Origin of the sequence: Mycobacterium scrofulaceum (assembly GCF_002086735.1) — a bacterium.
In the GTDB taxonomy this organism is placed as follows: Bacteria; Actinomycetota; Actinomycetes; order Mycobacteriales; family Mycobacteriaceae; genus Mycobacterium; species Mycobacterium scrofulaceum.
This window is the reverse complement of record NZ_MVIJ01000020.1, coordinates 46,325-65,839: the sequence shown is the minus strand read 5'-3', so window position 1 is coordinate 65,839 and position 19,515 is coordinate 46,325. Positions and strand designations below refer to the sequence as shown.

The following is a 19,515-nucleotide window of genomic DNA, read 5'->3' as shown; positions in this document are numbered from 1 at the left end:
GGAGCATGCTGACATGCGGACCATCGAAGGACGCGGCGACCGCGTGGTGGTGATCGGAGCCGGACTGGCCGGACTGTCGGCCGCACTGCACCTGGCCGGCCGCGGGCGCGCGGTCACCGTGGTCGAGCGCCAGCCCTGGCCGGGCGGACGGGCGGGCCGGCTCGACATCAACGGCTATCGCATCGACACCGGTCCGACGGTGCTGACGATGCCCGACATCATCGACGAGACTTTCGCGGCCGTGGGCCAGAGCCGATCGGGCCGGCTGGAGCTGCTGCCGCTCGACCCGGCCTACCGGGCGATGTTCGCCGACGGCAGCGCGCTCGACGTGCACACCGACGCCGAGCGGATGGCAACCGCCATCGAAGAGTTCGCTGGCTTCGGGCAGGCAGCGGGCTACCGGCGGCTGCGGGAGTGGCTGACACGGTTGTACCGGATCGAATTCGACGGGTTCATCGCCGCCAATTTCGATTCGCCGTTGTCGTTGCTCACGCCGCAACTGGCGCGCCTGGCCGCGATCGGCGGATTCCGCAAGTGGGACCGCATGGTCAAACGCCACCTCAGCGACCCGCGGCTGCAGCGCGTCTTCACGTTCCAGTCGCTGTACGCCGGCGTGGCGCCGCGAGACGCCCTGGCCGTGTATGCGGTCATCGCCTACATGGACACGATCGCGGGCGTGTTCTTTCCGCGCGGTGGCGTTCGCGCGCTCCCGGATGCGCTGGCCAAGGCGGCCGCGGACGCGGGGGTGCAATTCTGTTACGACGCGACGGTCACCGGGCTGGACCGCGCCGGCGGGCGGGTCAGCGCCGTGCGAACCGATCGCCTCGATCCCATCGCCTGCGACGCGGTGGTGCTGACCACCGAACTGCCGCAGACCTACGAATTGCTGGGCCGCGCACCGCGTCGCCCCGTCCGGCTACGGGCGGCACCGTCGGCGGTCGTGGCGCACCTGGGCTGCCGTCGCGTCGCGTCCGACACGGCGCACCACACGATCCTGTTCGGCGAGTCCTGGGACCAGACGTTCACCGACATCATCCGCGACGGACAGCTGATGCGGGATCCATCCCTGCTGGTCACCCGGCCGACGGCGAGCGACCCGGCACTCGCCCCGAATGGGCGCGACCTGCTCTACGTGCTCGCCCCGGCGCCGAATCTGGACCGCGGGCGGGTCGACTGGGACAGCGCCGCGGCCCGCTACGTCGACGACCTCATCGGCGATGTAGCGGCACGGCTGCTGCCCGGATTGCCCGACGACGCAACGGTATTGGACGTGGTAACGCCCGCCGACTGGGCGCGGCAGGGCATGGCCGCGGGCAGCCCGTTCGCGCTGGCCCACACGTTCGGGCAGACCGGTCCGTTCCGGCCCGCGAACATGGTCCGCGGCGTCGACAACGCGGTGCTCGCCGGGTCGTCGACGGTGCCCGGCGTCGGTGTCCCCACCACGCTGATCTCGGGCCGGTTGGCGGCCGACCGCATCACGGGCCCCGGCGCCGGCCGAGCCACTCGGATGGCGACGCACCACGACATGGGAGCCGGGCTGACATGATCCGCAGTGAGCTGGACGCGGCCGGAATCGAGGACCCGCGCCTGCGCGAGGGGTACCGGCGCTGCCGCGAACTCAACGCCGCCCACGGCCGTACCTTCTTCCTGGCCACCCGGCTGCTGGCGCCCGACCAACGGCCGGCGGTGCACGCCCTCTACGGTTTCGCGCGCTATGCCGACGACATCCTCGACGACCTGGACCCGCACCTGCGCACCGACATCCGTGCCCAGCGACTGCAGGAATTGGCCGACCGATTCTTCTCCGGCGGGGACCACCTCGACGATCCCGTGCTGGCCGCGGTCACCGACACCGCGCGCCGGTACCGGATCGGCACCGAGTTGTTCGACGACTTCCTGGCGTCGATGCGAATGGATCTGACGGTCACCGACTATCCCGACCGCGAGTCGCTCAACCTCTACATGCGTGGATCCGCCGAAGCCATTGGCCTGCAGGTGCTTCCGGTGCTGGGAACCGTGGTGCCGGTCGAGGAGGCCGCGCCCTACGCCGCCGCGCTGGGCAGGGCGTTCCAGCTCACCAACTTCCTGCGTGACATCGACGAGGACCTGCTGCGGCACCGCGTGTACCTGCCCGCCGACGAACTCGCCGCCCACGGCGTCGACCGCGAGCTGCTGACCTGGTGTCACCAGCACCGCCGCACCGACCCGCGGGTCCGCAAGGCGTTGTCCGCCCAACACGAAATCACCCGCGAGACTTACCGCTTCGCCGAAGCGGGCATCGCCATGCTCAGCCCCCGCTCGCAACCGTGTGTGAGCGCCGCGGCCATCCTGTACTCGGAGATCCTGGACCGCATCGAGGAAAGCGGCTTCGCGGTGTTCAATCACCGGGCCACCGTCGGCAAGGCCCGACGACTGCAGGTCGCCGGGATCGGGCTGTTACGTTCGTGGCGGGCGCGCAATAGTTCGCCCGGTGTTTCGGATCGCCCGGGGGCCGCATGACCGATCGCTGGCAATACCTGCTGGTTCTGGCCGCATGTCTGGCGATCACCGCGCCCCTGGAACTCTTCGGCCCCGGCGTCTACCGGCAGTGGCGGCGGCTCGCCAAGGCGGTTCTGCCCGTGGCCGCCGTCTTCCTGATCTGGGACGAGATCGCGATCGCCGCGCACGTGTGGGCCTACAACCCCGCCTACATCACCGGCCTCGAGATCCCGTTCGGGGTGCCCATCGAAGAAGCGCTGTTCTTCATCGTCATCCCGATCTGCGCGCTGCTGACCTACAACGCCGTCAGCACCATCCTGGACAGGGTCCACCGCCGATGACCGGCCTGGGTTACACGGTGCCGGCCGTGGCGGCCGTCTTCGCCGTCTGCGCAGTGGAATTGGCGGTGCTGCGGACCGGACTCTTCCGCCGGCCGGCCTACTGGCTGTCCATGCTGATCGTCCTCGGCTTCCAGATCCCGGTCGACGGCTGGCTGACCAAACTCAGCGCCCCCATCGTCAGCTACGCCCCCCGCCAGATCAGCGGCCTGCGCTTCCCGTTCGACATCCCCGTCGAGGATTTCTTGTTCGGCTTCGCACTGGCCACCGCGGTGCTGCTGGGATGGGAACGTCACCGTGCGCGTCGGTGAAGCCGGACCCAGCCCCGACCGGTTGTCGGCCGCTTTCGACGCGGGTGCGACGGAATACGACCGGCTGGTGGGCGCCAGCCCCGGCTACCATGAGCAACTGCTGCTCTCCGCCCGCCGCATGCGAATCCGCGACCGCGGCAAGGGTCTACGGCTGCTCGACGCCGGGTGCGGCACCGGCGCCTCGACGGCCGCGCTGCTGGCCGTGGCCCCGGAGGCCGAGATCGTCGCCGTCGACGCCTCGCGGGGGATGCTCGACGCGGCGGCCGCGAAGGACTGGCCGCCCTCGGTGCACTTCGTGCACACCCCCGTCGAGCAGCTGGCAGAGCACGGCATCACCGGACCGTTCGACGGCATCCTGGCCGCCTACCTGATCCGCAACCTCGCCGACCGGGACGGTCAACTGCGGAAACTCCGGACCCTGCTGCGGCCCGGCGCCACCCTGGCGGTGCACGAATACTCGGTGCGCGACTCCGCCGCCGCCACCCGCATCTGGCATGCCGTGTGCTGGGGGATCATCATTCCCGCCGGCTGGTGGCGCACCCGGGACGCGGCGCTGTACCGCTACCTGTGGCGCAGCGTGCTGGAGTTCGACGGCGCAACCCGATTCCGCGCCCGCCTCGCCGACGCGGGCTTCACCGCGGTGCACAGCGAAACGATGCCCGGCTGGGAGGCCAACATCGTGCACACCTTCCTGGCGGACGCGCCGGCATGAACGCCTTCGGGACCGACCGCCGGCGCGAAACCCTGCCCGCGCCAACCGGTTTGCCAGATGCCGCCGCCTTGGGGTCGCGCCCCCGGGTGGTCGTCGTCGGGGGCGGCATCGCGGGACTGACCGCCGCCACCGGGCTGGCCGAACGCGGCGTCGCCGTCGAGGTGATCGAGCGCGAGGACTACCTCGGCGGGCGGGTGGGCGGCTGGACCGAACGCCAGGACGGGGTGGATCTCGCGATGAATCGCGGCTTCCACGCGTTCTTCCGGCAGTACTACAACCTGCGAGCCCTGCTCGGGCGCATCGATCCGCACTTGCGGATGCTCACGCCCGTCGACGACTATCCGCTCATCGACGGGGCGGGCCGGCGCGACACCTTCCGGGGTCTGCCGCGCACCCCGCCGTGGAACGCGGTGGCCTTCGCCGCACGCAGCCCGACGTTTCGCCTTCGCGACTTCCTTGCGATCGACGCGCGCGCGGCCGCGCCGCTGGCCGCGGTGTCGGTGCCCGGCATCTACGAGCGTCTCGACCACTTCGACGCCGCGACGTTCCTGAAGAGCATTCGCTTTCCCGCGGCCGCAAGGCATCTGGCGTTCGAGGTCTTTTCCCGCAGCTTCTTCGCCGACCCCGCCAAGCTGTCCGCCGCCGAGTTGGCCACCATGTTCCACATCTACTTCCTCGGGTCGTCCGAAGGCCTCATCTTCGACGTTCCCACATCGAATTACGACACCGCCCTCTGGCAGCCGCTGCGCCGCTACCTCGAGGCGCGGGACGTGAACTTCCGATTGGGCACGGGCGTTTCGCGCATCGACGTAGCAGCGACGAAGCCGTTTCGGGTGCACACCGATTCGGGTGACGCCGCGGAGGCGGACGCCGTCGTGCTGGCCACCGACGTGGCCGGCTTGCAGCGCGTCGTGGGCGCATCGACGGGGCTGGGCACCGACGACTGGCGCGCACAGATCGCGCAACAGCGCACCGCACCGCCGTTCGCCGTGCACCGGTTGTGGCTCGACCGGCCCGTCTCCGCCGGGCGCCCGGCCTTTCTGGGTACGTCCGGACACGAACCGCTGGACAACATCAGCGTCCTGGAGCGCTACGAACGGGAGGCCGCCGAGTGGTCACGCACGCACCACGGGTCCGTCGTCGAGTTGCACTCCTACGCCCTCGACGCCGCGCCGTCCCGCGCGGCCGCCCTGCGCCAACTGCACAAGGTATACCCGGAAACCGCGGCGGCGCAGATCGTTTCCGAGCGGTTGCTGCACCGCAGCGACTGCCCACTGTTCTCACCCGGGTCCTATGCGCGGCGGCCGAAAGTGGTCACGCCGCAACCCTGCCTGCTGTTGGCCGGCGACGCCGTCCGCGTCGACCTGCCCGTGGCACTCATGGAGCGCGCGGCCACCACAGGTTGGTGCGCCGCGAACCATTTGCTGAGAAGATGGGGGTTGGCCGGGCACCCGTTGGTCACCGTACCCACCCGCGGCCGGTCACCCGCGTTGCGATGGCTCGCCACCCGTGAAGGACCCGCCGAACGATGAAGATCCGCGAACAGCTGCAGCACCTGTGGCCGGCCGCTCGGCCCAAAGATTGGCCGCTGCAGGTGATCCCGCGCACGTCGTGGGCCGAGCAGCGCCCGACCTATCGGGACGCACAACCCGCCATCATCGACGCCGCGCTGCGGCGGGCGCAGCAGAAGCCGACCGGGAACTGGTTCGCGTTCGCCGGCAGCGCGACCGTGCGCGCCGGGCGGCCGTTCGGCGCGCGGGTCGCCGGCGTCGAGGTCGTCGCCTGGCGCGACCAGCAGGGCCGGCTCTGTGTGGGTCCCCGCAGTTGCCCCCACCTGGGGGCCGATCTGGCGACCGGGACCGTACACGGCGGCACCCTGATCTGCCGATGGCACGGGCTGGCGCTGGACGGTCACTCGCGGGAATTCGGCTGGACCCCGCTGCCGAGCCACGACGACGGCACGCTGGCGTGGGTGCGGCTCGATCACGTGGGCGGGGAGGCCCCCCTGGACAAGCCGGTGATCCCGGCCCGGCCGGTCGGTGAGACCGTGGCCGCCGTGGCCCGCATGGCGGGCGTGTGCGAGCCCGCCGACATCATCGCCAACCGGCTGGACCCCTGGCACGGCGCATGGTTTCACCCGTATTCCTTCACCCGGCTCGAAGTGCTCACCACGCCAACCGAAGACGCCGACCGTTTCCTGGTGGCGGTGACCTTCCGGATGGGTCCCGTGGGCGTCCCCGTCGTGGCGGAATTCAGCTGCCCGGAGGCGCGCACCATCGTGATGCGCATCGTGGACGGCGAAGGAACCGGCAGCACCGTCGAAACCCATGCCACGCCAATCGGTTCCGGCCCCGACGGCCACCCCCGCACCGCGGTGCTGGAGGCCACCATCGCGCATTCCGACCGTCCCGGGTTCAGGCGGGCGTCCCGGGCCGCACCCCTGATCACGCCGCTCATGCGCTTCGCGGCCAACCGGCTCTGGCGCGACGACCTCGCCTACGCCGAGCGGCGCTACCAGGTGCGTGCCGGCCTCGGGTGACGGCTCGACCATGCGCAAGGGGTACGTCGCCGCCGTCGTGGTGACCGTCGGCGTGCACCTGGCCTACCTGGCCTACGTGCCGGCCGGTGGCTTCCTCGCGCTGCGGTGGCCGCGCACCATCGTGCTGCACCGGGCGGCCGTCGCGTGGGGCGCCGCCGTCGTGGCGCTCGAGTTGCCCTGCCCGCTGACAGCGCTGGAATCGTGGGCACGGCGCCGCGCCGAGATGGATCCCCTGCCGACCGCGGGCTTCGTCGACCGTTATGTCGCGGGCCTTTTCGTCCCGTCCGGCCGCGTCGGCGTCGCGCAGGCCTTCGCGTTCCTGTCCGCCGCCGTCTCCTGGAGCGTGTTCGCGAGGCGCGCTCAGCCGCCCAGGCCGGCCCGATCGGGCGGCGTGCCGCCCCATGACGGATCCGTGAGGGGCGGCACCGCTTCGGGTTGACGCCGACGGGATTTGCGTTGCCACAATGCCCAAGCGACCGCCGAAAGCACGACGGCCACCAGGATCACCATCGGCCACAGGGCCAGCTGCGCGAGCCACAAGTCTCGCTGCAGCCGCATCACCTTGCGCCGGCCTCGCCAGACACGCTCCGGCATCTCCCTTACAGTCATTGCGAGCCAGTTACCCCACAACTGGCGGATTAAACGCCGGGGGTCGCCCGTTTGGCCCTCCGCGCGGCGGGCTAGTCACCAGCATGAGCACTAAGCCGCGCGGCTCCGCCGAGCCGTCCTCTCGATCGTTCACCCGGCTGGCGGCCGCGTGGTGGGCCCTGGTCTTCGGCCTGATCATCCTCATCGTTCTGCTGATCTTCGTCGCCCAGAACACCGAATCGATCACCGTGCACTTCCTCGGGTTCCATTGGAGCTTGCCCGTGGGGGTGGGCTACCTGTTGGCGGCGGTGGCCGGCGCGACCACCACGGTGCTGGTGGGTGCCGCGCGGATCATCCAACTGCGCAGGGCCACCAAAAAACAGCTCAGGGCGGTCTGATCCTCCGTCACGCGAAGCCGTTGATTGACACGCGTTCACGCGCGAGCCACAACATCGCCATCGCCGTTCGGCGAAAAACTTAAATATTCAGTTAACCGACCGGGATCGCCCTGGACGATTCGGCCGGTGGCTCAGCGGGAATGCCACAGCGGCAGTCCGGGGAGGGCATCCCGCCCGCACCGCCACCCCGATGACCACCCGCAAAGGAGAGAATTGATGCACTGCGTCGTATTCGGCGCCACGGGATACCTGGGCACCCGGCTCATCCCCCAGCTGCTCGACAACGGCCACACGGTGCGCGTGCTGGCCCGGGATCCCGCGAAACTCGACGACGTCGCCTGGCGCGGCCAGGTGGACGTCGTGCAGGGCGACGTCATCGACCCGACCGCGGTGCAGCGGGCGCTGCACGGTCAGCAAGTCTTGTATTACCTCGTGCATTCGCTGATGCGGTCCGACTTCGTCGACTTCGACGAACGTGCCGCCCGCAACGTGGCCGAGCGCGCGGGGCAGGCCGGCCTGTCGCGCATCGTCTACGTCGGGGGCATCACGCCCGACGGGCAGAAGCTCTCCGATCACCTGGCTTCGCGGGCGCAGGTCGGGCGCCTGTTCCGAATCTCGGGCGTGCCCTCCGTGGAGTTGCGCGCTGCCGCCATCATCGGGGCGGGCTCGGCCAGCTTCGAGATGCTGCGGTACCTCACCGAGCGGCTGCCGCTGATCGTCGCCCCGCGCTGGTTGCGCACCTGCGTCCAGCCCATCGCCGTGCGCGACGTGCTCTACTACCTCGTCCGCGCGGCCGACCTGCCCGCCGGGGTCAACCGGCCGTTCGACATCGGTGGGCCCGACCGCTTCACCTATACCGAGATGATCCGCAAATACTCCGTGATCGCGGGCCTGCCGCGGCGGCCGACGGTGCCCGTGCCCCTGTTGACCCCGCGGCTCTCGGCGCCGTGGGTCGACCTGCTCACTCCCCTGCCCCGCCAGCTCGCCATGTCGCTGATGGAGTCGCTGGAAAACGACGTGGTGTGCGCCAATCACGACATCGCCCGCTACATACCGGATCCCGACGGCGGGCTGACGCACTACGAGGAGGCCGTCGAGCTGGCCCTGGCGCACGTGCGGGAAAAGGACTTGCGCACCCGCTGGGCCCGGGCCGACACGAACGGTTCGCCGTCGCAGCCCCTGCGCACCGACCCGCAGTGGGCCGGCGGCTCGCTGTATGAGGATGTGCGCCAACGGCAGAGCCGCGCGGACGCCGAAACGCTCTGGGGCGCCATCCAAACCGCGGTGACCGAGCGGAACTGGTCGGCGCTTCCGCTGGAATGGCCCCTGCGCGGCTGGATCAATGGTGTGCTGGGCGCCGTCCGGCCCCGGCGCCGGCCACTCGACCGAGCGCAGTTGCACGAAGGCGAGGCGCTGGACTGGTGGCGGGTCGAGCGCATCGACCCGCCCCGCTCGCTCCGGTTGCGCGCCGACATCCCGCTGCCCGGGCGGCTGTGGCTGGAGCTGTCGACGAGCCCCGACGCCGACGGCGGCTCCTGGTACCGCCAGCGAGCGCTGTTCCAGCCGTACGGGCTTGCGGGACAGCTCTTTTGGAATGCGTCGGCGCCCTACCGCGATGTGGTGTTCGGGGGCATCGCGCGCGATGTCACGGCTACCGCACGCGGTGGGACGACTCGCGCGGCGACCCCCTCCCACTGTTGAGCGAAGGAGCGACATGAGTGACAGGGAATTTCACCAAGGCGACAAGGTCGAGTGGAAGAGCCACGGCAGCACCGTCCGGGGCACGGTCGAAAGAAAAATCACCCACGACACCGAGGCGGCCGGGCGCGCCGTGCGGGCGTCCGACGACGAGCCTCAGTACAAGGTACGTAGCGACAAGACCGGCGCGGACGCGGTGCACAAACCGGGCGCGCTGCGCCCCGCGGACTGACTCGCGACGAGAGTGGGGATGACCGATGGCAACCGATGACGAGGAGACCACCTGGGACCGCTTTCGGGAGAGCGCAAGGTGCTCGGGTACGCCAAGCGCCCCCTGGCGCAACGCCCTCGGGGCAACATCGACGGGAGCGCTTGGCGCTACTCGCTGATGAACTGGGCCATGGCCCTGATCACCGGGTACGTGCGCCCGCCCGGACTTCCGATTCCCCGACCAAACGGATGCGAATACGGGACACTTACCGGGGCTAGCGGGCCGCGCGCGGCGGCCGCCGATACGCTGGTCGGCGAATCTTGCAGAAGGACACAGGTAAGTGACCAAGCGCGGCGCCACCGATCGGCGATTGGACCGAGCCGAACTCGAGAAGCTGATGTCGGCCGACATGCGCGCACTCACAGCGCAATCGGATCGCATCGGCCGGCACTTCGCGCGTCAAAACGAGGTCGGCGGCACCGACTTGCACGCCCTGCTGCACATCATGGTCGCCGAAACGGCCGGGACGCCGTTGACACCGGCGCAGTTGCGCCAACGGCTGGACGTCTCGCCCGCCGCGATCACCTACCTGGTGGACCGGATGATCGACTCCGGTCACCTGCGGCGCGAGCCCGATCCGGACGACCGGCGCAAGACGCTGCTCCGCTACGAAGAATCCGGCATGGCGTTGGCCCGCTCCTTCTTCACCCCACTCGGTTCGGAACTGCACACGGCCCTCGCCGGCGTGCCCGATCGCGATCTGGTGGCCGCGCACCGGGTATTCCTGGCGATGATGGAGGCGATGTCCACCTTCGAAACGCGCCTCGACGCCGCCGCCAAAGCGCCGGAGACCGACGGGAAACGCGCGCCGGCCAAGGGCCGGCGCCGCGCGGTGAGCAAGACCGGCGACCGTCCGGCCTAGCCCACCGGCCGCCGGGTCGCGGAGCCGAGCACCCGCTGCTCTATCAGGTCCGCCCCGCGCTGCACACCTCCGGTCGCGGCGAACCCGTCAGCCACCCGACGAGCGCCGTCCACCATCGTCATCGCCGCGCGCACCTTCGCCCTCAACCGCGCCGGGGTGAGGTTTTTGGCCACCAGCCGGGTGCCGCAGCGGGCGACCTCGACGCGCCGGGCGACCTCCGCCTGGTCCCGGGCGAACGGCACGACGCACACGGGCACGCCGCGGTCGAGGGCTTTGAGCGTCGTGCCCATCCCCCCGTGGGTGACGGCGCAGGTGGCCCGTTCGAGTACGGCGCCGTGGGGGACGAAGCGGCGGATGGTCGCGTTGGCCGGCCGCGGGAGGTCCGGGGGCACGCCCGCCGGGAACGTCGCCACCACATGGACGGGCTCGTCCGCCAGCGCCCGCAACGCGATCCGCCCCAGGGCGGCGTCGGGTTGCCTGATCGAGGACGTGTTCAACAGCACCACGGGGCGGTCGATCGCGGCGAGCCAGTCCGGCGTGGCCGTCTGCGCGGGTTCGAATACGCACGCGCCGATGTGGTGAACCAGACCGGCCCAGTCGGGGTGCCGATATTCGAAGGGCTCACCGCCGACGGCCAGCAGCAGCGGCGCGCGCCGCATGAAGTCGTCGACCGAACCGACCCGCGCCACCCCCAGTTCGGCGCGAAGGGCGTTGACCCGCGGCAACATTGGCCGGTCGAAGAGATACCGGACGATCGGTCGGACCGAGGCGTCCCGGGCTTCACCGACGACGCCCGGCAGCGGACGCATCCCCGGACCGAAGGGCGGCACCCCGCGGGACCGCAGGTACGGCGTGAACGGTGAAAACACCAGCCAGGGGGTATCCCCGGCGTCCGCGGCCGACATGGCCCCCCAGCAGTTGGCGTCCACGATGATCGCGTCCGGCCGGACGGCATCCACGGCGCGGCGCAAATCCTGGACTTCGAGCACAGCTCGCCGGCATAACACGTCGATCGTCGACTTCAGCACTCCCAGCGCGTTTCGGGCCCGCCAATCCTCGCCGACGATCGCCTCGATGTCCGGGGCGACCGGTTCGGCGTGCACGCCGACCGCGCGCATCGTCGCGACCCCGTCCGCCATGGTGCGGGCGTGAACCTCGTGACCGCGACCGGCGAGCTCGGCCAGCAGCGCCCCGGCCGGCAACAGATGCCCCAGCGCCGGCGACCCGTAGGCCAGTATCACCGCCATCGCGCACGCACCTAGGCGACGGGCGTCAGTTCGACGGCGCGCAGCCCCGCGAGGTTCGTGACACCGCAACCGTGCAGGCAAACCCGTAGTTCGTCGACGAACGGCTGCAGCCAATCGACCACGGCCGCTGCGGATTCGATCGCGGCGGGCAGCAGCGGGCGAGCCACCGCCACGACGTCGGCGCCCAACGCGATCGCCTTGGCCGCGTCCATGCCGGTGCGGATGCCGCCGGAGGCCACCAGCGGAATGCCGGGCAGCACCTCGCGCACCTCCACGATCGCCCTCGCGGTCGGGATGCCCCAATCGGCCAGGTCCGGGTACCGCAGCTCGCCATAGCGGACGAACTGCTCGACCCGCGACCACGAGGTCCCGCCGGCACCCGCGACGTCGATTCCGGAAACCGGCAATTCTCCCTCGGCCCCAACCAGTTCCGCGGCCGCGGCGCCGCCGATCCCGTGGCCGACTTCCTTGAGCAGCACCGGGCATTCGATCGCGTCGGCAACGTCTCTCAGCCTGCCCAGCGAGCCGGAGAAGTCGGTGTCCCCGTTGCGCTGAATGGCCTCCTGCAACGGATTGGTGTGCACCGCGAGGGCGTCGGCGCCCACCCGGTCGAGCGCCTTGGCAAGATCGGGCACGGCGGCGCGGGTGAGCTGGGCCAGCCCGATGTTGCCGAACAACAACACATCCGGGGCGAGGTCGCGGACCGCGAAACTGGCCGCGGCCCGCTCCCCCAGCGCGCTGTCCAGCATGATGCGCTGCGAGCCGAGCATCATCCCGACGCCGAGTTGCTGAGCGGCCGAAGCCAGGTTCCGGTTGATCGTGCCGGACAATTCCGCACCGCCGGTCATCGCACCGATCAGCACCGGCGACCGCAGGTTCACACCGAAGAATTGCGTGGACAGGTCGATGTCGCCCAGGCTGGTCTGGGTCAGGGCGTTGTAGGGCAATTGGTAGCGGTCCAGCCCGGTGCCGAGGTGCTCGTAGTTGACCTGCTCGCCCAGGCACACGTCGATGTGTCGCCGCTTGCGGGTCGTCATGGGCCCGCCGTCGACCGTCACCCCAGCCACCCCCGGCGCAACCGGTCCCCGGCCCCGCACATCCATAATGTCCATAGTGCCCCTTGTTGCGTACCGTCGGCGCTCAATGCGTGACGATGCGTAATTTCAGTTGATTAATGTTTAACATACTGAAAGACTTCAATTCGTGGTGTGGGATCGCTTGGCCGCAGCCCTGACGGGACGGTGGTCGTGGCTGCTCCCCCTGGGTGCCGTCCTGCTCGGCGTCGGTTTCATGGCCGCCGTCGGCGCCAACGGAGCAGCGGGACAGGCGCCGCTGTCGGTCCCGACCGGCTCGGATTCCGCCCGGGTCGACGCCATGGCTCGCCAGTTCCCCGGCGGGGACCGCGTTCCCTTGCTCGTCGTCGTCAGCCGCGCCGACGGCGCCGCGCTGAGCCCCGCCGATGTGTCCGCCGCCCAAGCGGCCCGCGACCGCGCGCAGGCCGCCGCACCGCCCGCCGGCGCCATGGGCTCTGCCCCTCCGCAGGTCTCGGGCGACGGCAAGGCCGTCATCGGGGTGGTGCCCGTCAGCGCCGACCTGTCCGGACTCGCGTTGAGCGATGTCGTCGGAAACCTGCGCAAGGCGGCCCACGCCGGGCTGCCCACCGAGCTGCAGGCCCACGTCACCGGCGGTCCTGCCTTCGGCGCCGACATCGCCGGCGCGTTCACCAACGCGAACGTCACCCTGCTCGCGGTGACGGCGTCGGTGGTGGCGCTGCTGCTGATCGCCACCTATCGCTCCCCGGTGCTGTGGCTGGTGCCGCTGCTGGTCATCGGCTTCGCCGACCGGGTCGCGGCGGCGGTGGGCACGGCCGTGGCGTCGCTGACCGGGCTCAGCTTCGACGGCGCGACGTCCGGGATCACCAGCGTGCTGGTTTTCGGCGCGGGCACCAACTACGCGCTGCTGCTGATCTCCCGCTATCGGCAGGAGCTTCGGCGCCATGACGAGCACCGGGACGCGCTGCGCCGCGCGGTGCGGATGGCCGGCCCGGCGATCGTCGCCAGCAATGCCACCGTGGTGTTGGCATTGCTCACCCTGCTCTTCGCCTCCACGCCCAGCACGCGCAGCCTGGGCGCGCTGGCGGCATGCGGGCTGGTGGTCGCCGCGGCGTCCGCCCTGGTGATACTCCCGCCAGTGCTCGCGCTGTGCGGCCGGCGATTGTTCTGGCCGTTCATCCCCCGCCCCGGGGACGCCGACGGCGTCGATCGCGGCGTCTGGCACCGCGTCGGGGATTGGGTGAACCGCCGCCCGGCGCTGGTCGCGGTGGCGGCGGTCGCCGGACTGGCAGCGCTGGCCACCGGCCTGCTGGGCACGCGCATCGGTCTGTCGCAGACCGAGCAGTTCCGGGTCCAAGCGGACTCGGTGACCGGTTACGAGGTTGTGGCCAAACATTTTCCGGCCGGCCTGACCAATCCCACGCTGGTCATCGCCTCCAGCCTCTCGCGGGTGCCGGAGGTCATCAGGGCCACACCGGGCGTGGTGTCGGCGACCGATTCCGCCCGCTCCGCGTCCGGGTTGACGAAGTGGTCGGTGGTGATAGATGCACCCCCATCCTCCGCCCGCGCATTCAAGATCATTGCGGCACTGCGTGATACGACGAAGACGGCCAGTCCCGCGGCACTGGTGGGCGGGGCCGACGCGCAAGCGCTCGACGTCCGCGACGCGGCCACCCACGACCGGCATCTGCTGATCCCGGCGATTCTCGCGGTCATCCTCGCCGTCCTCTATGTCCTGCTGCGATCCGCACTTGCACCGCCCACACTGCTGGCGGCGACGATCCTTGGAGCGCTCGCCGCCCTCGGCATGGGCGGCTGGGCCAGCAGCCACGTTTTCGGGTTCCCGGCGCTGGACAACAGCACGCCGCTGTTCGCCTTCCTCTTTCTGGCCGCCCTCGGCGTCGACTACACCATCTTTTTGGTCACCCGGGCCCGCGAGGAGGCCGCGCAGCGCGGCGCGCGGGCCGGGATGGTCGCGGCGGTTTCGGCCACCGGCGGCGTGATCACCAGTGCGGGAATCGTTTTGGCCGCCGTCTTCTGCGTGCTCGGCGTCCTGCCGTTGATCGTGCTCACCCAGCTGGGAATCATCGTCGGCCTCGGAATCCTGCTGGACACCTTCGTGGTCCGCACACTGGTCATTCCAGCGTTGTTCGCCCTCATCGGCGATCTCATCTGGTGGCCGACCGCGCCGCAGCACACGAAAGCCGTTGCAGGGCAAGCAGAACGTCAAGAAGAACGGAGCATCCCGTGAACAAGTCGATCCTGGCCGCGACGAGCCTGGCCGTCGCCGTCGCCGGCGGAACCGGAAGCATCGCCAACGCCAAGGCCATTCCCACCTGGTACGCGCGGCTGCGCAAGCCGCCGTACCAGCCCCCCAACGCCGCCTTTCCGGTGGCATGGACCACGCTCTACGGCGACATCGCGGTCACGTCCGCGGTGGTCATCGACCGATTCCGGGCCGCCGGACAACACGACCAGGCGCGCCGCTACGCCGCGGCCCTCGGGGTAAACCTGGTGCTCAACGCGGCATGGAGCTGGCTGTTCTTTCGTTTCCACAAGCTCGGGGCGTCGGCGGCCGGTGCCGCCGTGCTGACGGCCAGCAGCGCCGACCTCGCGCGGCGGGCCGGGCAGGCCGACCCACGGGCCGGGCTGGCGCTGTCGGCGTACCCGCTGTGGTGTTCGTTCGCCACCGTGCTGGCCACCCATGTCTGGCGGCTCAACCGCTGAGAGAGCCCATGACTTTCGCATTGCTGTGGCTGCGTCGCGACCTTCGGTTGCGGGATCACCCGGCCCTTGTCGCCGCGGCCCAAAACGAGCAGGTGCTCGCGTGTTTCGTGTTGGACCCGCGGTTGGAGGCGTCGTCGGGCCAGCGTCGCCTGCAGTACCTGGGTGACGCGCTGCGCCGTCTGCGCAGCGACCTGGACGGCCGGCTGCTGGTGACCCGCGGACTGCCCCACGAGCAGATTCCCCGCATCGTCAAGGAGGTCGGCGCCTCGTCGGTGCACATATCGACCGACTTCGCACCGTTCGGGCGGCGCCGCGACGACCGGGTCCGCGCCGCTCTGGGCCCGGTGCCCTTGGTCGCGACGGGCTCGCCCTATCTCGTGTCGCCCGGTCGGGTCACCAAGCAGGACGGCACCCCCTACCAGGTGTTCACCCCGTTCCTGCGGAAATGGCGCGAGGTGGGCTGGCGGTCGCCGGCAAAATCGGGTGCCGAGTCGGCGCACTGGGTCGATCCCGACCACGTCGCGATCCGACAGTGCGACATTCCCGATCCCGGTGCCACCCTTGACCTCGCCGCCGGCGAGCGGGCCGCGCTGTTCGAGTGGGAGGCGTTCGTCAACGACGGACTGGAGCGTTACGCCGAGGACCGCGACCGGCCCGACCTCGAGGCCACCAGCCGCATGTCGGCCCACCTGAAGTTCGGCAGCATCCATCCCCGCACGATGGTCGCCGACCTCGACCTCCGTCACCGCGGAGCTCAGGCGTACCTGCGCGAGTTGGCGTTTCGCGATTTCTACGCCGACGTTCTGCACCACTGGCCCGCCAGCGCCTGGCGCAACTGGAACCACCAGTTCGACGGCATCCGCACCGACACCGGCGCCGAAGCCAAACGCCGCTTCGAGTCGTGGAAGGCGGGCGAGACCGGCTTCCCGCTGGTGGACGCCGGGATGCGTCAGCTGCGCGAGACCGGTTTCGTGCACAACCGGGTGCGAATGATCGTCGCGTCGTTCTTGGTCAAGGACCTGCACCTGCCCTGGCAGTGGGGGGCCGAGTGGTTCCTCGACCAGCTCGTCGACGGGGACATGGCAAACAATCAGCACGGGTGGCAGTGGTGCGCCGGTTGCGGCACCGACGCCGCGCCGTACTTCCGGGTGTTCAACCCGACCAGCCAGGCCGCGAAGTTCGACCCGTCCGGGGAATACGTCCGGCGGTGGGTGCCCGAGCTGCGCTCCGTCGACGATGCTCGCCTGCGCAAGGGCGAACGGCCGGCCGGCTACCCGGCCCCGATCGTCGACCACGGCGCCGAGCGCGCCGAGGCCCTGCGGCGCTACCAGAGCATCTGACCGACGCCGAAGCGCCTCGCTCAGCAACGAATTGTCGCGTGCGTGAACGTTTGCTCAAACCCCTACCCGAGGGTGTGCGGCATGCGATTATCAGCCGATTCACAGTTGTCAAGCCGCTCGGAGGCACCCATGACACCCTTCATCGCCCGGACGTTGCTGGTCTCCGGTGCCGCCGCGGGATTGTTCGCCGCCGTCACCGCCTGTTCGTGTTCCGTCGGCTCGTCGCACACGGTCAGCAAGAGCGATGTGGCCGGCCAGATCACCGCCAAGATGACCGACGCCGCCGGCAACAAGCCCGACTCGGTGAACTGCCCGAACGATCTGCCGGCCAAGGTTGGGGCGCAACTCAATTGCGAGATGAAGGTCAAAAACCAGACCTTCAATGTCAACGTGACCGTGACCAGTGTGGACGGCAAGGACGTCAAGTTCGACATGGTGGAGACGGTCGACAAGAACCAGGTCGCCAAGATCATCAGCAACAAGCTGGCGCAGCAGGTGGGCCGGCGGCCCGACGCGGTGACGTGCCCCGACAACCTGAAGGGCGTTCAGGGCGCGACGCTGCGCTGCCAGCTCGTCGACGGCAGCGACAAATACGGCATTGCCGTGACGGTGACCAACGTCGACGCGGGCGATGTGCGCTTCGACTTCAAGGTCGACGATCACGCCGAACCGCCGAGCTAGCGGTCGGCCGAGCTAGCGGTGATCGCGAGCGCGGCGAAGCCGGGCGGGGCGGGTGACCGCGATAGGATCTAGCGAGTGGCCTTCTTGCGTTCGATGTCGGCCAGCGCGGCCGCCAGTTCCGCGCGCTGGGCGGCCGTGCTCTCCCAGGCGAGCTGGCGGTTCTTGACCACCTTGGCCGGCGCACCGACCGCGATCGAGTAGTCGGGGATCACGCCGCGCACCACCGCGTGTGACCCCAGCACGCAGCCGCGGCCGACGGCCGTGCCGCGCAGCACCGTCACCTTCACCCCCACCCAGGTGTCGGGCCCGATCCGCACCGGCGACTTCACGATGCCCTGGTCCTTGATCGGCAGGTTGATGTTGTCCATGCGGTGGTCGAAGTCGCACACGTAGCACCAGTCGGCCATCAGGACCGAATCGCCGAGCTCGATGTCCAGATAGGCGTTGATGACGTTGTCGCGGCCGAGCACCACCTTGTCGCCGAACCGCAGCGAGCCCTCGTGGGCGCGGATGGTGTTCTTGTCGCCGATGTGCACCCACCGGCCGATCTCCAGCTGCGCCAGTTCGGGCGTCGCGTGGATTTCCACGTCCTTGCCCAGGAAGACCATGCCGCGGGTGATGATGTGCGGGTTGGCGAGCTTGAACTTCAGCAATCGCCAGTACCGCACCAAATACCAGGGCGTGTACGCGCGGTTGCGCAGCACCCACTTCAGCGAGTCCAGCGTGAGAAATTTGGCCTGGCGCGGGTCTCGCAAGTTCGATCCACGCCAGCGGCGATGGACCGGCGCGCCCCACATGCTCGTCATGGCCGGACAGCCTAGCGCGAGTGATCGTGCACCGAGAACCGCGGGCAATCCGCCGATGCCGGGCCGCCACGGGTTACCCTCACCTGTACTCACCGGCCGCCCACGCCGAACGTCCCGCGGAAGGATCTGGGAATCGAGGTGCTTGACCGACATCTCCGGCGCGGGCTTCGGCGTTGGTCATCGGCGCTGCTGGCGGCCGGGATCACCGCCGGCCTCGGCGGGTGCGCCAACACCGACTCGTGGGTGGAAGCGTCGGCCGCCGCCGGCTGGCCCGCCCAGTACGCCGACGCGGCCAACAGCAGCTACACCGCCACCGGCGGCGCCACCAAGCTGTCGTTGCGGTGGACGCGCTCGGTGAAAGGGAGCCTGGCGGCGGGGCCGGCGCTGAGCGCGCGCGGCTACCTTGTCCTCAACGCGCAAACCCCGACCGGGTGTTCGCTGATGGAGTGGGAGAACGACGACAACGGCCGGCAGCGCTGGTGTGTCCGCCTGGTGCAGGGCGGTGGCTTTGCGGGCCCGTTGCTCGACGGGTTCGACAACGTCTACGTCGGCCAACCGGGTGCGTTCGTCTCCTTCCCGGTCACGCAGTGGACGCGGTGGCGGCGGCCCGTGATCGGAATGCCCGCCACCCCACGCTTTCTCGGGCACGGGCAGCTGCTCGTCGCGACGCACCTCGGCCAGGTGCTGGTTTTCGAGGCGCATCGCGGCGCGGTGGTCGGCAGCCCGATGGATCTGGTGGAGGGCGTCGACCCCACCGATGCGACGCGCGGGCTGGCCGATTGCGCGCCGGCCCGGCAAGGCTGCCCGGTGGCCGCCGCGCCCGCGTTTTCGCCGGCCAGCCAGACGGCGGTGCTGGGGGTCTGGCAGCCGGGCGCCCCGGCGGCGGGCCTGGTCGGGCTGAAGTATCACCCCGGTCAGACACCGCTGCTATCCAAGGAGTGGACGAGCGACGCGATCCAGGCGGGTGTCATCGCCAGCCCGGTGCTGTCCGCCGACGGCTCGACCGTCTACGTCAACGGCCGCGACCAACGGCTGTGGGCGCTGCACACCGCCGACGGGAAGGTGAAGTGGTCGGCGCCGCTGGGGTTCCTGGCGCAGACGCCGCCCGCGGTCACGCCGACCGGGCTCATCGTGTCCGGCGGCGGGCCGGACACGCGGTTGGTGGCGTTCAAGGACGCGGGCGACCACGCGGACCAGGCGTGGCGCCGCGATGACCTCGCCCCCCTGTCGTCGTCGAGCCTGGCGGGCGCCGGCGTCGGCTACACGGTTATCAGCGCCCCGGCCGCGAACGGCGCCCCGGGCATGTCGCTGCTGGTCTTCGACCCGGCCACCGGCCACACCCAGGGCAGCTACCCCCTACCCGCGGCCACCGGCTATCCCGTCGGGGTCGCGGTCGGCGCCGACCGCCGGGTGGTGGCCGCGACCAGCGACGGCCAGGTGTACGGTTTCGCCCCGGCATGACCGGGC

General features: G+C 70.3%; 20 protein-coding genes. 17 read left to right on the top strand and 3 right to left on the bottom strand.

The genetic code is table 11. The annotated features are described in order from the left end of the window. The first annotated feature begins 13 nt into the window (after positions 1-13). The 12 genes from crtI (at position 14) to BST44_RS14805 (ending at position 10,195) form a co-directional block, all read left to right on the top strand. Positions 14-1,546, top strand: coding sequence for a phytoene desaturase family protein (gene crtI / locus BST44_RS14865; RefSeq protein ID WP_083177868.1), 1,533 nt, complete (start codon positions 14-16; stop codon positions 1,544-1,546). After that, positions 1,543-2,499 carry a phytoene/squalene synthase family protein gene (locus BST44_RS14860; protein WP_083177867.1) on the top strand — a complete coding sequence of 319 codons (957 nt, stop codon included), beginning with the start codon at positions 1,543-1,545 and terminating at the stop codon, positions 2,497-2,499. The genes crtI and BST44_RS14860 overlap by 4 nt, the downstream gene beginning before the upstream one ends. Next, the gene (locus BST44_RS14855) at positions 2,496-2,819 is read left to right on the top strand and encodes a lycopene cyclase domain-containing protein (protein WP_083177866.1); all 324 of its coding nucleotides are present in this window, start codon (positions 2,496-2,498) and stop codon (positions 2,817-2,819) included. The genes BST44_RS14860 and BST44_RS14855 overlap by 4 nt, the downstream gene beginning before the upstream one ends. Further along, positions 2,816-3,127 (top strand): lycopene cyclase domain-containing protein, encoded by a 312-nt coding sequence (locus BST44_RS14850; RefSeq protein ID WP_083177865.1) that lies wholly within the window; start codon positions 2,816-2,818, stop codon positions 3,125-3,127. The genes BST44_RS14855 and BST44_RS14850 overlap by 4 nt, the downstream gene beginning before the upstream one ends. Continuing rightward, positions 3,114-3,839 carry a class I SAM-dependent methyltransferase gene (locus BST44_RS14845; protein ID WP_083177864.1) on the top strand — a complete coding sequence of 242 codons (726 nt, stop codon included), beginning with the start codon at positions 3,114-3,116 and terminating at the stop codon, positions 3,837-3,839. Before BST44_RS14850 ends, BST44_RS14845 begins: the two co-directional genes overlap by 14 nt. Continuing rightward, entirely contained in the window at positions 3,836-5,371 is a 1,536-nt protein-coding gene (locus tag BST44_RS14840; protein ID WP_083177863.1) for an FAD-dependent oxidoreductase, read from the top strand. Before BST44_RS14845 ends, BST44_RS14840 begins: the two co-directional genes overlap by 4 nt. Next, positions 5,368-6,378, top strand: coding sequence for a Rieske (2Fe-2S) protein (locus BST44_RS14835; RefSeq protein WP_083177862.1), 1,011 nt, complete (start codon positions 5,368-5,370; stop codon positions 6,376-6,378). Before BST44_RS14840 ends, BST44_RS14835 begins: the two co-directional genes overlap by 4 nt. A 10-nt stretch (positions 6,379-6,388) precedes the next feature. Further along, the gene (locus BST44_RS14830) at positions 6,389-6,817 is read left to right on the top strand and encodes a DUF2784 domain-containing protein (protein WP_083177902.1); all 429 of its coding nucleotides are present in this window, start codon (positions 6,389-6,391) and stop codon (positions 6,815-6,817) included. A gap of 253 nt (positions 6,818-7,070) precedes the next feature. Continuing rightward, positions 7,071-7,364: a LapA family protein gene (locus BST44_RS14825; RefSeq protein WP_083177861.1), complete on the top strand. Its 294-nt coding sequence runs from the start codon at positions 7,071-7,073 to the stop codon at positions 7,362-7,364. Positions 7,365-7,580: 216 nt separating this feature from the next. Beyond that, positions 7,581-9,065 carry an SDR family oxidoreductase gene (locus BST44_RS14820; protein ID WP_083177860.1) on the top strand — a complete coding sequence of 495 codons (1,485 nt, stop codon included), beginning with the start codon at positions 7,581-7,583 and terminating at the stop codon, positions 9,063-9,065. Between the two features lie 13 nt (positions 9,066-9,078). Beyond that, the gene (locus BST44_RS14815) at positions 9,079-9,294 is read left to right on the top strand and encodes a hypervirulence associated TUDOR domain-containing protein (protein ID WP_083177859.1); all 216 of its coding nucleotides are present in this window, start codon (positions 9,079-9,081) and stop codon (positions 9,292-9,294) included. Positions 9,295-9,613: 319 nt separating this feature from the next. Next, the gene (locus BST44_RS14805) at positions 9,614-10,195 is read left to right on the top strand and encodes a MarR family winged helix-turn-helix transcriptional regulator (protein WP_083177858.1); all 582 of its coding nucleotides are present in this window, start codon (positions 9,614-9,616) and stop codon (positions 10,193-10,195) included. On the opposite strand, the gene BST44_RS14800 is transcribed toward BST44_RS14805, so the two are convergent. Next, a complete protein-coding gene (locus BST44_RS14800) occupies positions 10,192-11,442 on the bottom strand; it encodes a glycosyltransferase (protein WP_083177857.1) in 1,251 nt (416 codons plus the stop codon). The two genes, BST44_RS14805 and BST44_RS14800, sit on opposite strands and share 4 nt — an antisense overlap. Before the next feature lie 11 nt (positions 11,443-11,453). After that, positions 11,454-12,479 carry a type 2 isopentenyl-diphosphate Delta-isomerase gene (gene fni, locus BST44_RS14795; protein ID WP_142274502.1) on the bottom strand — a complete coding sequence of 342 codons (1,026 nt, stop codon included), beginning with the start codon at positions 12,477-12,479 and terminating at the stop codon, positions 11,454-11,456. A gap of 166 nt (positions 12,480-12,645) precedes the next feature. Here fni and BST44_RS14790 point away from each other — a divergent pair, with 166 nt between their 5' ends. The 4 genes from BST44_RS14790 (at position 12,646) to BST44_RS14775 (ending at position 17,242) form a co-directional block, all read left to right on the top strand. Continuing rightward, positions 12,646-14,745, top strand: coding sequence for an MMPL family transporter (locus BST44_RS14790; protein WP_083177855.1), 2,100 nt, complete (start codon positions 12,646-12,648; stop codon positions 14,743-14,745). Beyond that, positions 14,742-15,221 carry a TspO/MBR family protein gene (locus BST44_RS14785; protein WP_083177854.1) on the top strand — a complete coding sequence of 160 codons (480 nt, stop codon included), beginning with the start codon at positions 14,742-14,744 and terminating at the stop codon, positions 15,219-15,221. Before BST44_RS14790 ends, BST44_RS14785 begins: the two co-directional genes overlap by 4 nt. An 8-nt stretch (positions 15,222-15,229) precedes the next feature. Continuing rightward, positions 15,230-16,561, top strand: coding sequence for a cryptochrome/photolyase family protein (locus BST44_RS14780; RefSeq protein ID WP_083177853.1), 1,332 nt, complete (start codon positions 15,230-15,232; stop codon positions 16,559-16,561). Between the two features lie 129 nt (positions 16,562-16,690). Next, on the top strand, positions 16,691-17,242 hold the full coding sequence (locus tag BST44_RS14775; RefSeq protein WP_083177852.1) for an anti-apoptotic protein: 552 nt from the start codon (positions 16,691-16,693) through the stop codon (positions 17,240-17,242). A gap of 68 nt (positions 17,243-17,310) precedes the next feature. Here BST44_RS14775 and BST44_RS14770 read toward each other — a convergent pair whose 3' ends face one another. Next, positions 17,311-18,048, bottom strand: a complete 738-nt coding sequence (locus BST44_RS14770; protein WP_083177851.1) for an acyltransferase — start codon at positions 18,046-18,048, stop codon at positions 17,311-17,313. A 132-nt stretch (positions 18,049-18,180) separates the two neighbouring features. On the opposite strand from BST44_RS14770, the gene BST44_RS14765 reads away from it, so the two are divergent. Then, positions 18,181-19,509, top strand: coding sequence for an outer membrane protein assembly factor BamB family protein (locus BST44_RS14765; RefSeq protein WP_083177850.1), 1,329 nt, complete (start codon positions 18,181-18,183; stop codon positions 19,507-19,509). The last annotated feature ends 6 nt before the right edge of the window (positions 19,510-19,515 follow it).

Bases quoted from the DNA above. Each gene is read 5' to 3' on its own strand.
- crtI (WP_083177868.1), top strand. From the start codon at position 14: ATGCGGACCATCGAAGGACGCGGCGACCGCGTGGTGGTGATCGGAGCC.
- BST44_RS14860 (WP_083177867.1), top strand. From the start codon at position 1,543: ATGATCCGCAGTGAGCTGGACGCGGCCGGAATCGAGGACCCGCGCCTG.
- BST44_RS14855 (WP_083177866.1), top strand. From the start codon at position 2,496: ATGACCGATCGCTGGCAATACCTGCTGGTTCTGGCCGCATGTCTGGCG.
- BST44_RS14850 (WP_083177865.1), top strand. From the start codon at position 2,816: ATGACCGGCCTGGGTTACACGGTGCCGGCCGTGGCGGCCGTCTTCGCC.
- BST44_RS14840 (WP_083177863.1), top strand. From the start codon at position 3,836: ATGAACGCCTTCGGGACCGACCGCCGGCGCGAAACCCTGCCCGCGCCA.
- BST44_RS14835 (WP_083177862.1), top strand. From the start codon at position 5,368: ATGAAGATCCGCGAACAGCTGCAGCACCTGTGGCCGGCCGCTCGGCCC.
- BST44_RS14830 (WP_083177902.1), top strand. From the start codon at position 6,389: ATGCGCAAGGGGTACGTCGCCGCCGTCGTGGTGACCGTCGGCGTGCAC.
- BST44_RS14825 (WP_083177861.1), top strand. From the start codon at position 7,071: ATGAGCACTAAGCCGCGCGGCTCCGCCGAGCCGTCCTCTCGATCGTTC.
- BST44_RS14820 (WP_083177860.1), top strand. From the start codon at position 7,581: ATGCACTGCGTCGTATTCGGCGCCACGGGATACCTGGGCACCCGGCTC.
- BST44_RS14815 (WP_083177859.1), top strand. From the start codon at position 9,079: ATGAGTGACAGGGAATTTCACCAAGGCGACAAGGTCGAGTGGAAGAGC.
- BST44_RS14800 (WP_083177857.1), bottom strand. From the start codon at position 11,442: ATGGCGGTGATACTGGCCTACGGGTCGCCGGCGCTGGGGCATCTGTTG.
- fni (WP_142274502.1), bottom strand. From the start codon at position 12,479: ATGACGACCCGCAAGCGGCGACACATCGACGTGTGCCTGGGCGAGCAG.
- BST44_RS14780 (WP_083177853.1), top strand. From the start codon at position 15,230: ATGACTTTCGCATTGCTGTGGCTGCGTCGCGACCTTCGGTTGCGGGAT.
- BST44_RS14775 (WP_083177852.1), top strand. From the start codon at position 16,691: ATGACACCCTTCATCGCCCGGACGTTGCTGGTCTCCGGTGCCGCCGCG.
- BST44_RS14770 (WP_083177851.1), bottom strand. From the start codon at position 18,048: ATGACGAGCATGTGGGGCGCGCCGGTCCATCGCCGCTGGCGTGGATCG.